At 53.3% G+C, this 13,120-nt stretch carries 11 protein-coding genes; 3 read left to right on the forward strand and 8 right to left on the reverse strand.

The genetic code is table 11. From position 1 onward, the window contains the following. Positions 1-190: 190 nt before the first annotated feature. The 3 genes from BO74_RS01400 to BO74_RS01410 are packed head-to-tail and all read left to right on the forward strand — an operon-like array spanning position 191 to position 3,634. The gene (locus BO74_RS01400) at positions 191-1,372 is read left to right on the forward strand and encodes a glycosyltransferase family 4 protein (protein WP_496439475.1); all 1,182 of its coding nucleotides are present in this window, start codon (positions 191-193) and stop codon (positions 1,370-1,372) included. After that, positions 1,365-2,642: a putative O-glycosylation ligase, exosortase A system-associated gene (locus tag BO74_RS01405; protein ID WP_496439476.1), complete on the forward strand. Its 1,278-nt coding sequence runs from the start codon at positions 1,365-1,367 to the stop codon at positions 2,640-2,642. The genes BO74_RS01400 and BO74_RS01405 overlap by 8 nt, the downstream gene beginning before the upstream one ends. Beyond that, on the forward strand, positions 2,639-3,634 hold the full coding sequence (locus BO74_RS01410; protein WP_496439478.1) for a polysaccharide deacetylase family protein: 996 nt from the start codon (positions 2,639-2,641) through the stop codon (positions 3,632-3,634). Before BO74_RS01405 ends, BO74_RS01410 begins: the two co-directional genes overlap by 4 nt. Positions 3,635-3,650: 16 nt before the next feature. On the opposite strand, the gene BO74_RS01415 is transcribed toward BO74_RS01410, so the two are convergent. From BO74_RS01415 to BO74_RS01450, 8 genes are all read right to left on the reverse strand, one after another. Next, positions 3,651-4,664 (reverse strand): acyltransferase family protein, encoded by a 1,014-nt coding sequence (locus BO74_RS01415; protein WP_496439480.1) that lies wholly within the window; start codon positions 4,662-4,664, stop codon positions 3,651-3,653. 38 nt (positions 4,665-4,702) lie between these two features. Further along, positions 4,703-5,518 (reverse strand): class I SAM-dependent methyltransferase, encoded by an 816-nt coding sequence (locus BO74_RS01420; protein WP_496439482.1) that lies wholly within the window; start codon positions 5,516-5,518, stop codon positions 4,703-4,705. Between the two features lie 198 nt (positions 5,519-5,716). Then, complete coding sequence (locus tag BO74_RS01425; protein ID WP_496439748.1) at positions 5,717-7,426, reverse strand: asparagine synthetase B family protein; 1,710 nt, start codon at positions 7,424-7,426, stop codon at positions 5,717-5,719. Between the two features lie 208 nt (positions 7,427-7,634). Next, positions 7,635-8,816 (reverse strand): glycosyltransferase family 4 protein, encoded by a 1,182-nt coding sequence (locus BO74_RS01430; RefSeq protein WP_496439484.1) that lies wholly within the window; start codon positions 8,814-8,816, stop codon positions 7,635-7,637. Between the two features lie 16 nt (positions 8,817-8,832). Next, positions 8,833-9,732 (reverse strand): polysaccharide pyruvyl transferase family protein, encoded by a 900-nt coding sequence (locus BO74_RS01435; protein ID WP_496439485.1) that lies wholly within the window; start codon positions 9,730-9,732, stop codon positions 8,833-8,835. A 153-nt stretch (positions 9,733-9,885) separates the two neighbouring features. Continuing rightward, a complete protein-coding gene (locus BO74_RS01440) occupies positions 9,886-11,394 on the reverse strand; it encodes a lipopolysaccharide biosynthesis protein (protein WP_496439487.1) in 1,509 nt (502 codons plus the stop codon). Positions 11,395-11,442: 48 nt separating this feature from the next. Further along, positions 11,443-12,369 carry a glycosyltransferase gene (locus BO74_RS01445; protein WP_496439488.1) on the reverse strand — a complete coding sequence of 309 codons (927 nt, stop codon included), beginning with the start codon at positions 12,367-12,369 and terminating at the stop codon, positions 11,443-11,445. A 50-nt stretch (positions 12,370-12,419) separates the two neighbouring features. Beyond that, on the reverse strand, positions 12,420-13,115 hold the full coding sequence (locus BO74_RS01450) for a tetratricopeptide repeat protein (protein ID WP_496439489.1): 696 nt from the start codon (positions 13,113-13,115) through the stop codon (positions 12,420-12,422). Between the last annotated feature and the right edge of the window lie 5 nt (positions 13,116-13,120).

The raw sequence follows: 13,120 nt of genomic DNA on the forward strand, positions 1-13,120 counted from the left end.
GGATGCCTCAAACGCCGTTCCTGGATTCCGGCCTGCGCCGGAATGACGCAGTTTCTCGCTCGTCGTCCCGGCGAAGGCCGGGACCCAGTGGGATGCCTCAAACGCCTTTCCTTGATTCCGGCGTATGCCGGAATGTCGCCCCCAAACCAAACCTTCGCGCCCCTTCGCCGCTCAAGCAGGTACACGCGCAATGATCAAGACACTCCTCTTCTCCACCCTCTACCCCAGCTCCGCGAGGCCGATCCACGGCATTTTCGTGGAGACGCGCCTGCGCGAACTTCTGAAAACAGGGGAAGTGGAGACAAAGGTCGTGGCGCCGGTGCCGTGGTTTCCGTTCTCCGCTGAGCGTTGGGGCGAGTACGGACGCTTCGCCGCCACCCCGCGTTTCGAACAACGGAACGGTGTCGACGTGCACCATCCCCGCTATTTCCTTCCGCCGAAGATCGGCATGAATATCGCCCCGCACACACTTGCCCGAGGCGCTTTGCCGACGATCAAGAAGCTCATGCGCGACGGCTTCGATTTCGATCTGATCGACGCGCATTACTACTATCCCGACGGCGTCGCGGCCGGATTCCTCGCCAAGTGGCTGGGAAAGCCCTTCGTCGTGACGGCGCGCGGCACGGACCTTTCGCAGATTCCCCAATTCGCCTACCCGCGCCGACTGATTCTGGATACCGCTGCACATGCCTCCGCGTCGATCGGCGTATGCGCCGCACTGATGGATTCCCTTGCCGAACTCGGCGCCGATCGCCAACGCCTGCACGTAATGCGCAACGGTGTCGATCTGGAACGCTTCCAACCGGTCGACCGGATCGAGGCGCGTCAGCATCTCGGCTTGCCCGTCGACCGGCGCATCCTGCTCTCCGTCGGTCTGCTGATCGAGCGCAAGGGACATCACATCGCGATCGAAGCGCTGAAGCAACTGCCGGAAGACGTCCTGCTGGTGATCGCCGGCAGCGGCCCGGAACGGGAACGGCTCGGAAATCTAGCCAAGGAATGCGGCGTGGCTGCCCGGTTGCAGTTCGCTGGGCAGGTTCCCAATGACCAACTCAAGTGGTGGTACAGCGCCGCAGATGCGCTGGTACTCTGTTCCAGCCGCGAAGGCTGGGCCAACGTGCTGCTGGAAGCGATGGCCTGCGGAACGCCGGCGGTAGCCACCGATATTTGGGGAACCCCGGAGGTGATCCAGCGGCGCGAAGCCGGGCGGTTGATGGCGGCGCGGACGCCACAGGCGCTCGTCGGTGCCTGCCGCGATCTGCTCGACGACTACCCACCCAGGGCCGCGGTGCGGAAATACGCCGAGGGCTTCGGCTGGGACGCCACCACAGCGGCGCAGCTCAAACTCTTCAGGGAAGTGATCGATGCGTGACCTCCTGCTTACCGCCATCATCGTTGGCCTGATTCCGTTGATTCTGCGTACGCCGCGATACGGAGCTTACGCCTGGGCCTGGCTGTCGCTGATGAACCCGCACCGTGCGACCTGGGGATTCGCCCGCAATTTCCCCTTTGCCTACACGGTGGCCCTGTCGACGCTGGTCGGCTTCCTGTTTTCCAAGGAAAAAAAGCCGTTTCCGGTGACACCGATAACCGTCGTCTATCTCTCCTTTTGGTTTTGGATGACCGTCACAAGCCTGTTCGCGATGAATACGCCGGAGGTCGTTTTCGATAAGTGGATTTTCGTCAGCAAAATTCACTTGATGATTATGGTGACGCTTATGCTTATTCGTGGGCGTGAGCAGATTGAGAAGCTGGTTTGGATTGTCACCGCATCAATCGGGTTTTACGGCGTAAAGGGTGGGGTCTGGACTGTGCTTAGTGGCGGCGGAGGTGGTCGCGTTTACGGCCCACCCGACAGCATGATTCAGGATAACAACGGTTTGGCGTTGGCTCTTGTCGTTCTTGTCCCCTTTGTGTACTACCTTTACCAGGTCACTTCGCGTCGGATCTTGCGCTGGGGATTGGTTTTCGCTGGTGTGGCGATCTGTTTCTCAATTTTGGGTAGCCATTCTCGAGGTGCCTTTTTGGCACTGGTTACCATGGCGTTCATGCTGGCAATCAAGGGGAAACGGCCATTTTTGATGAGCATACTGCTTGTGGCGGTGCTGTCTACGGCAATTGTGTCCATGCCAGATCGTTGGATGTCCCGCATGGAGACAATTCAGACTTATGAGCAAGATGCTTCTGCCATGACTCGCATAAAGACCTGGCAGACTCTCTGGAACCTTGCCTTGCACCGGCCACTCGTTGGCGCCGGCTTTCACACAGATAATCCTTTGATATTCGCGTTATATGCTCCGCCTGGTGTGGAAGTGGGTAGTCCGGTAGCGCACAGCATCTATTTCGAAGTTCTAGGTGAGCACGGTTTTCCGGGGATTATTCTCTATCTGTCTCTCTTCTTTCTGTCATGGTCGAGAGCAGGGAAGTTGGCCCTTCTGACCCGTGACGATTCGGAGCTCGGCACATGGGTTCCGCTTCTGATGCGCATGGCGCAGGTCAGTCTGGCCGGTTTTGCCGTTGGTGGGGCGTTCCTCTCGCTAGCGCACTTCGATTTGCCGTACTACATCCTTTCTTTCGTCATCCTCGTTGATGCGACCGTGCGGGAGAGAATGACGAGTTTGGCATCTGGGAAAGCCGCATGATGTCGCCAAGCGAAAAACTGACTTCGCTGCTGATGCGCAAAGCGCTCGGCTGTTTCGGCACAGTCGTTTCGTCACGCCTGTCCATTCTTATCTATCACCGCGTGCATGTGACCGCTGACCCGTTGTTTCCCTTCGAACCTGACGCGCGACGATTCGAGGCGCTGATGCGCTTCGTTGCGGCGACCTATCGGGTCATGACGTTGGGCGAAGCTGTCGATCATCTGGCCAACGACACCTTGCCCCCACGTTCTCTGGTCATCACGTTCGACGACGGCTATGCGGATAACGCAGAGGTGGCATTACCCATCCTTGAGCGGTTTGGTTTGCGGGCAACGTTCTTCGTCTCCTCGGGGTTTCTAGACGGTGGCCGAATGTGGAATGATTCGGTGATTGAGTGCCTGCGCGCCAGTGCCAAAGAATCAATCGACCTGGACGCTCATGGATTGGGCCGATTGCCGTTACTTACGACAGCGGATCGCCGACGTTGCATTGATGCCCTCTTGCCACGGATAAAGTACCTGCCATTGATCGAGAGGATGAATGCCGTGCATGATCTGCAACGTTGGTGCGGGGTTTCCAGTCTGCCAGACGACCTCATGATGTCGTCCAATCTGGTGCGATCAATGCGCCGCGCCGGGATGGAAATTGGTGCGCATACCGTCAACCACCCAATTCTGAGTTCGATTACGGCAACTGAGGCCGAGCGCGAAATCAACGATGGCCGTCGTAAGCTTGAGTCCATCATCGATGCGTCCGTCAACGTCTTCGCCTATCCGAACGGCAAGCCGGGTCAGGACTACGACGCGAGTCACGTTGAAATAGTCAGAAAGCTTGGGTTCCGGGGTGCGGTGAGTACTGCGCCCGGTGTTGGGCGGGCAGGGGACGATTTGCTTCAATTGCCGCGCTTTTTGCCTTGGGGAAGGTCAATCCCGGTATGGGGGGGACGTCTGGCATTGAATCAGACGAATGTCAGGTTTGATGTGGCTGTGTGAGCGCGATCAAGCCTTTTCACTCTCTCCCACCAAGAAAAACAAGTGACATACGTGGAGCCCATTCCCGGAATTTTCGATGCATGAATATTAGGGAAAGTACCGTAATGGGGGGAGTTAGTAGCCAATATACGAAATACAATTCAGACACCGGCGTCTTCTTAAAAATTGCCCAGAGCGCAAACAGTACGACGCTGTGAGAAAGAAAGATAAAAAAGCTGGATCTTGCATGCTCATACAGCCAGTCCCCAATTCGGCTCCCCACAAGCAAATTCAAGCAAGGCCAAACCAGGAACGGCGATACGAGCCTGAATAGCTCTCTGTTCTCGATCCGCAACACGACGATTGCGATACAAGTACCCGCCAGCAAAAAGAGACACCAGTTCGCATGTTTATCGAGTGCAGTTAAGTCCCAGTGGCGCACTGAGGCCAACCCCCCGATGTAGAAATTCACCAGCATACTGGTTCGCAGAATCAAGTCGCCATCCAGGTTGAAATGCCAGATGATCAGGACAATCATCAGTCCGAGATAGGGAGTTCTTTTCAAAAACTGCCAAAGAACGGGGGATAGAACTGAGATAACGAATAAATCCCTCAGGAAATTAAGCGGGTAATTGACGGGATCGACAGTTACACCGATCAAGGCGTTTAACCACTCCAACGGTTCGGGGGGATACAGTTGAGCAGAGAATTGATGCCCCAGTATCTGATACTTCTGTAGGAAAAAAACTATGATTGCTATTGGAAAATTCCAGAGCACAAGCGGCACCAAGATGGATTTGGTCTTTTTCTTGATGAGTACAAGGGGGCGCAGTTGTAAATTGCTTTTGAATACCAAGTACCCTGAAATAACGGTCAGAACCGGTACTGTTGCCCTGAACAGTCCGTGAGAGAAAAAAGCCTTCAGGAGCGAAAAAGCCGAATTCCCAACCTCACTCAGTGGTACGTAAGGAGGTAAGTGCAAAATAACGATCCCTATGATCATCACGAACCGGGTGGTCCAGAATCGTCTACTTATGTCTTCACTCAACATGAAAGAATTCTCTTGATCAGGGCTACGATATTGGCCGATCAATTTTTGATCGCAAAAACAATGGAACCAGGCGTTAGTACCTGCCCGAGAAAACGAAACGGTGGAAGAGCCCTGACGATAGAAAGTACTAGACGGATGAGCACGCCTCTTCCCTCGTTTTCGATCATGTCGAAGCGATCCAGAGAACGGAATCCATGTGTGCGGAGGTAGGCAGCGAGCGAATAGAACGAAAACCAGTTGACCGCAGGGTACTTGCAGTAACTGGCAATCTCCGGTCGTGTCGTGACGGCCAAGCGCTCGTAGTGTCGTTTGATGAATCCGGGATACCAGCTGTAAAGCGGCAGATTGAACTCCTGCTGAACGGGGCAGAGCCAGTTCGTCGTACTCAGGTAAAGCAATCCGCCCGGTTTGAGGATGCGGATCGCCTCATTGAGGCAGCCTTGCCAATCGGCGACGTGTTCAAGCAGTTCCGGCAGAAGCGCGACGTCCATCGACGCATCGGGGTAGGGGAGCTCGGTAGCAGAACCAATATCGTAATGAATGGAAAGCCCCGCGTCTCCTGCCCGTTGGCGGGCAATCTCGATGAGAGGCGCATTGACATCCAGCCCGAACACCTTGTGACCGCGTTCCGCCCATAGTTGCGCCTGCATTCCCGCGCCGCAGCCGATATCGGCCACGTTCAGTTCGGAGATATCACCACCGTTGAGTTTCGTCAGCAGTCGAAGCGATTTGTCCCGGACGAGCGTGAAGCGCTGCGCGGTTTCCGGCGAGAGCGACTGTTGGGCGTAGTAGTCGACAAAATTCTGGTCGGACGAGTGGTCCCAGGTCGTCGTTTTGGGTGAATCGTCAGTCATCGTGGGGGCCTCTCGTCAGAAACGTGCGGTTGATGTTCCGTGGACACTCGTGCCAGGGCGCGGTTCGGCAAAGAGCCGAAACGTGCAAACGGAGATCGGCATTTCGGGCTTGGTCCGGAATCCGGTGGTGCACCGATGGATTCCGGCCTTCGCCGGAATGACGTAAACCTCTTCCTTTTTCTGCACGATGATCGCTCATCAAATCCTGAACGTCGGTGCTTCCGCCTGCAGCCATTGTTCGAGGATGATCAGAATCCAGACCATCTCACCGTAATACCCGGGGTGTTCCGGCAAATATTCCGCGATAAGTTTACGAGCAAAATCCTCACGGACGATCCGGCGTTCGGCGAGTCCCTGCAACGATTCCTTGGCCAGTTTGCGTAGTGCCGGATCGCGCGCGGCCCATACGCCGAAGGGCAGGCCGAATCCTTTCTTCTTCTTGGTAATGATCTCGTCGGGAAGGTAGCCGCGGAGTGCTTCCTTGAAGAACCAGCGCAGCTTGAAGCCCTTCAGCTTCCACTCCGGCGAAAGGCGCATGGAGAAATCCGTGATTCGGTCCGAAAGTAGCGGGTAGCCGACGGCGATTCCCGCCATGTCGGTGGCACCGCGGACCTTGGGCAGGTCGCAATCGGCGAGTGTGTAGCGCCAATCGTAGGCAAGCATCCGGTTGATCAGGCTGGGGGCTTTGCATTCGCTCCAGGTGCCGCGCATGTGCCGCGCGGGTTCATCTGTATCCATGCGGGCGAGCAGTTCGCTGGTGAGCACCTTGGCCGGGTCGAGGTGCATGATCAGGTTGAAGCTTTGCATGCGGTCGGGCATCGGCAGGTGCGAATGGCGCACATAGCCCGTTGCCTGACGCAGCCCGGGGATGCGCCGCAGGATACTGTCGTCGCCGCACATCGGCTCGATCATCCGCCGGAGACCGGTGGGTACGCGATGGTAGTAGTCGAAGAAACGCTGCGTCGCGTAGCGCGAGTTACCGCCGAACAGTTCGTCGCCGCCATCGCCGGCGAGCATCTTGGTGCAGCCGTCGCTCTTGGCCATCTTCGCGCAGTAATAGGCTGGCAGCGCCGATGAATTGCCGAACGGCTGGTCGTGGTGGCGGGCGACAGCCGGCAGGCTGGCCGCCAGATCAGCCGGAGTGACATAGTATTCGTGATGGTCGCAGCCGAAATGCCGGGCGGCGATACGTGCGTATTCCATCTCGTCGTAACCCTCGGCCTCGAATCCGATCGAGTAGGCCCGGGTTGGGGCGCCGGTAATCTGCCCGAGCATCCCGCAGACTGTGGAACTGTCCGTGCCGCCGGAGAGGAAGGCGCCAATCTGCGTATGCCCGGCAATTTCCTCCGCAACGCTTTCGCGGATCAGTGAACGGAAGGTGTCCTTTGCAACGGAAAACGGCTCACGGTGCCGCTCGTCGAACTCCAGCGGCCAATGGCGAAACTCCTTGACGCCGCTCGCATCGATCAGCAGGGCATGCGCCGCCGGCAGGCGCCGCACCTTGCTGAAAATGGTGCGCGGTGCGGGGATCATGTGGAAATAGAGGAAGTCGAACAGCGCCTGTGGGTCGATTTCGTCGCCGCGGCCGGCCACGCAGTCAGCGCGGTCGGAGAAGGACAGGGTGTTGCCATCGAGGCAATAGCAAAGGGTCTGAACCGAGAAGCGGTCAACTGCAAGCAGCACACTACCGGTGCCGGCGTCGACAACGGCCAGGGAAAAAGTTCCACCGATGTGCTTCAGGACATCGGTGCCGTGCTTGGCCCAAGCCATCAAAAGTGCTTCTGCCTGCCCGGATTGTTTGGCGGCGAGTGCTATTTCGTTGTCCGCAAAGCTGATGTTGCCGGCCAGGGTGCATGCTGCTTGAGCGTTGCGCGCCGAATTTGTGCTCTGGAAGTCTAGGGCTTCGATAAGCTCCTGGGCCGTGGATGGGGTCCTTAATTGCCCGAGTGTCAACGCAGTACAAAAATGCGGAGTCATAAAGATCTTTCTTGTGGCAAGTTCTTGCCGTGTGCGAAATGGGACTGAGCTTTGCTCACGCCAAGAAGCTTCCGGTTAGCTTGGATTCGGGCTTGATTGGGCGTGATCACATGGCAAACATTGTCGGTAGATAGGGGCGCTAATCAGGACTGCCTACCAACTTCCTGAACAGATTACGGAGATGAGCCGTAACCCTACTCTGTAGAGAATACTGTGGTAAGGAAACTGCGGTAGACGCTATGGCCGTGTAGCGCTCGATATACATCTTCCTCAGAATATTGAGGTCGTAACCCTCTTCAACGATTTTCCTGCCTCGCTTTCCAAGTCTTACAAGTTCTTTGGGGTCTGCGTCGCGGAGTGCGTCATGAAGCGCTCCGCGTTTGCTCATGTCAATGAAGATCCCTTCCTTGACGATAGAGCGCTGATTAACGTGATTGGTACAGATTACAGGTAGTTCCATGGCCATGGCTTCGATGTAGACGATTCCGAAAGTTTCGAATAGCGAACCGAGGACGAATACATCAGCTGCAGCGTAGGCTTTGGGCAGATCATCATGACTCAGCGTCGTGAAAATCACGCGATTTTCCATTAATTCTTCGCCGATCTTTTTAATCTCCGGTGTGTCGCTGCATTCCTGTCCTGCTATAACAAGATAAACATCCTTCAGCGGGGCGACTTCACGGATGACGTAGTCCATTCGCTTGTGCCAGTAACAGATCATGCCGACACTGATCACCACGAATGCATCTTCGGGGATTCCGTGCTGCTTGCGGAAAGCCGATTCAATATCCGGTCTGAAGAGATCGATGTCGACCCCATGAGGGATCATGAATGCCTTGTCTCTAGCGCTATGAGTCAAGTTATAGTCCGTATGCTCCTGAACAAAATCACACAACGGCAAATTCTTCGCCGGAATGGCCCCACCATTGGAAAAGATGATTTTGGGCGTTTGCCTGAACAAATGGCGATGCCGATAGATGATGTTGCACACATCTCTCTCAAGGCAATGGATTACATCGAACTCGCCTTCGAGAAGCGGCCGGAGTGCTGCGTAGGCGAATGTTTCCGCTTCGACCAAAAGACGTTCGGACTCCTTCATCGCAGCTTCCCACTTGGGCGATGCGACCACGTGGACTTTGTCTAGATACGCGGAATTGCGCGGAACGTTATCGATAACCCATTCTTTTGTCGTGTTTTCTCCGCCGCCCTTAAAAAGAGTGATGTCTAATGAATCGGAGACAAGATTGAAAAGGTCGCGGGCGAAAATTTCATGGCCGCGGTAAATATTTCCAAGGCCAGAGCAGAGGAGTGCGATTTTCATATGGGGCGAAAATGGTTCAGGTATTTCGGTTGATGGTGAAACGCTCCACGAGGTCCAGATATCGTGACGTGTGTGATTCTGTGATCTTATCGCTGCTCAAGAAAGTTGCATTCTTTGTAATGGTTATCAGGTCTTCACGTGCTTGTTCACAGATTTCTGGTTTAGATGCCTTTGGCAAAGGCGGTGACCAATTTGGGGTCCAAATTCCTAGCGATTTTAGACTGCGCTTGAATTGGCTTTTGAGTAAGTCTCTTTTGCTTGTTCCATTTTGAGGTGAAAAAACCGGCGTAATGCGACTTGGGCGATATGGAAGATTCATTGTGGAGAGCCAGTCGATCCACTTGAAGTCTAGAACGTAGCCATAACAATTCACTGGAATCCAAGGGATTCGCAAGGCGTCCGCCACAATCGCACCATGCATTGCTTCCGTAATCAGTGTTTCACACTGGCTGATTTCGAAAAGAACTCTTTCCACTTCCCAGTGGCAACTTATAAAGTGAATGTTTACGTCACTGCAGAGAGCCTCCCAATCATAGTTGGAAATACTATGGCCGGTCGCCATGAATCCGAACGGATACAAGGGTTTCGGTGCTCGGGGGTAGGGGACTGCACGAATCAGTACGGCAGGATCGGTGATGACACAACGTGGGTTTAGCGCCAATGCCTTTGCTGTTTCGTAGCCCCTAACGGTATGGAACGCATAACTTCCATCGATTTTCGGTGCCGCACCATAGCCCAATCCGCTACCAAAAATGTGTTTGAAGGGCGATGCCGGCAAACGATGATTAATAAGAGTGCCAATCCCGACGAAGATCTCGTCCGGTTGTTCGTCGAAAAGATTTGGAAACAACTGAGGCCATAACCATGGATTCAAATCATCGCCAAAATTTCCGGAAGGGTCGTAAAAATAGTGCATTTGCATTTTTCCCCCTATCCCGCAGCGAGGAGTGCGAGTTGTCTAGATATATAAAATCTAACCATAACACCGGCGACTTCTGAAACTTCTAGAAGGAATGAGGGCGTCTTGCCAGACTTACGATCAGCTTATTGTCCGATGGTGTTTTTCCGCTCATGACCGCGTTAGAAGTCTCTTCCCTGCGTCAGAAAAATCACGAAAATATTGGCGTGAAAGACAATGCAGTAAGAGTGTGTATACCACCGCACCAATTCCGATGTGCAACAAGAGCAATGTAACGAGGTTAGGCATTCTGAGCATAGTGATCGGGCGTAGCAGTGAAATTACAATCCACATTACCGCCGCGGCGAGGGATGGTAGTCCTAATATTTGGAGGGCGTGGCGAGTGGTAAGGCCGATCAAACCAAGCCCGACTCGAAACGTAATCAGCGAGTAGAGAGAGGAGAGCGCGACTGCGACCGATACAGCAACGATTCCGTGCGGCAGCGTTAGGACGACACCAAGAATCATCAGCGTCGTTCCGAAGGCGTGGTATTTAAATGCCAGCCCAACGCGGTTTTGTGAGTTAAACAGCGGGAAAGCGATGGCGGTCGACCCGCGATAGGCAGAACTAAGTCCGAACAGGCTCAATATGGGAGTCATCGCTAGCCACTTGTCGCCGTAGATGACGGGAACTAATTCTGAAGAAACGGCTGAGAGTCCTATGCCTAGCGGAATAATGACCGCTGCTAACAGACGACCACTTCGCATGACGGACTGCTGCAATCTTTGCCTTTCTGACTGTATAGCTGAAAAAGCAGGAAAAAGAACACGTTGCAATGGCATCGCAATTCTCGCCCGAACCTCGTCAGTAAGTGAGCGTGCATTTTGGTAATAGCCAAGCGAGTTGGCTCCCAAACTTCGTCCAATCAATATCAAATCGAAATTAGTGCTGATGTAGTAAAGCAGACCATTGCTAAAGTAGCTTCCACTCGTCCTCCAGGTGGACGAAATATAGGCCACGTGAAATCTAAACCTAGGGATGTAAGGCACGGCAATTACGTAGAGCGCAAGAGACGCAACGGATGCAACCAACGGCCCGGCAACAAGGCTCCAAACGCCAAAGCCGAGATACGCGAATGCGATTGCTGAAAACGCGCGAACAGTTAGGTTGAGTATTTGTATGTAGAACTCGGTCTTGAAACGTAACAGCCGTGCGATTACAGCCTCGTGTACATTTGTGCATCCATTTATTATGAATGGGATACACATTACTCTAAGCAACCTCCCTGTGAGCGGGTCGTTGTAAAACCACGCTGCTGGGTAGGAGAGACAAAAAACCACGCATGCGAGAAGTAATCCAACAGTCGCCGATGCCCAGAATACCGTGTCAATTTGCAGTCGTGTAATGACACGTTGCTGGATCAAAATGTTGGTGAATCCGAATCCTCCCAAAAGCCCTGCCAGTTCTGTTACTACAACTGCCATGGCGATGTAGCCAAAATCCGAAGGAGTGAGAAGGCGGGCAAGTATCGACATCGACCCAATAGTAAGCAGTGTTCGAAGTGCGATTCCCATGAGAACGAAGCTCGCGCCATGCACTACGCGCTGGCCAAGGTTTTCGGAATTTAGGACAAATGCGCTGCGGAGAGTTTTCGAATGGGGGCGTGCTTTCTTTTGCATATAACTCCAGTGGCGGCGATTGGCTATTTCAACAGCATTCTGATCCTGCTATTTTGGGCGCCATCCTAGAAGAGCAAAAGGAATGTAGGCAAGATACTTCAGGTTTGATGGGGCGCTTCTCCAGGCTTTGAGATACGAGTTGACCGCAATGTTGAACTTGCCGTTTTTTAGATGACTTCTTGCGAACTCTGCATGGTATACGGCTAGTTGTTCAAGGAAACGGCGCCGTTCGATACATCGACCGTCGCGACTGCATAACCCCCACTTCTCAGCTACTTGGGTCAATAGTCTGGATCGGTAGTCGATATCGCGAACTACTTGCGTAGTTTGCTGCTTGTGCTGGCGATATAGAGTCGTTGGCCTTTGCAATTTGATCATTGGGTATTCTCTGGCAATCCGTATCCACAGATCCCAGTCTTCCCCGCAGGGGAGCGTTGAATCAAAATCCCCACATTTTTCGAATACTTTTTTTCGAAACATGGATGTGCTCGTGAGCATCCAGCAATCGAGAAGAAAGAGGTGGTAAATCCATCCTGAATATTCTTGATCGATTTCGTCTAAAGCTCCTTCGAGAGAAAAACTCTCAGGTGTCGGGAAAGAATCGTTCTCGTCAGATTGCCATTTGATGAAATTCGAGTAAACCGCGCCAACATTCGGATGGGTTTTAAACATCTGGACTTGCGTAGCGATCTTGTCTTTAAACCAGAAGTCATCACTGTCTACAAAACAAACGAATTCCCCCGACGATCGGGCTATTCCGAGATTTCGTGCAGTACTTACACCACTGTTTCTCTGGGAGATTAGCTGCACCGGCGATCCATAGGAGCGTACGATTTCGGGAGATCGATCCGTTGATCCATCATCTACGACAATGACCTCAATATCCCTGAAGGTCTGATTGAGTACGCTATTTAATGTAGTGGAGACAAATTTCTCGCTGTTGTAGCTTGGAATGATGACGGACACTTCAGGCATGTTCGAATTCCGACATGATGTTTTGAGTGAATTTTCTGATTGAAGAATAGTCAGTTATCTATTCTCTTGGGTGATAAATCCTCATCCGGGGAGGCGCCGTTCAGGGTTGGTGGAATATCTCGCAAATTGCCACCAAGTAGGCGATACTGCTCCCGCAAAACTTTTGATTTAGGAGCGTGTTGTAGTCCGCTCTTAACCATCTCCATCGCCTCCGTTCTTTTTCGAGCTTTAATTAGAAACTCAGCCCAGTGTGAGTAGGCTGGCCAATAATCTGGCTTCAGTTCACGAGCCCGAGAAAAAGCTTTATTTGCTTTCCTTGGATTCTTTGCCAATAGTTCAACTTCACCGATTCTTGTATAGATTTCGGGAAGTAGAACAAAATCCGCTGGTGCCAGATTTGTAACATAGTGGAAATCGTTCAATATGTTGTAAATGCCTGCCGTGTTTCGACCTAATTGCACATCTGCTTTGCGAGCACGGTTCAGGTTGAGAAGCCCCCAGCAATAGTGGTGCATATGGGAAAAAGTCGGTCCCATGCGGCTGACCCAGAAATCTCGTTGTCGTGCATACCTTTCCTGAAACCATTGAGTGTCACGGCAATAGCGTGGCAGTAACTGTAATTCTGAGTCACTCACATTTTCAGGCCTTGCCACGGCGATTGGTGTTACTAACGCGAAGGTTAAACCGAGCAGGAGCGGGGCAACTGACCGAGATGCGGGCCAGTATTTGAGTATGTGTGTGCGCATGATCT

This window comes from Propionivibrio pelophilus DSM 12018 (genome assembly GCF_059569095.1).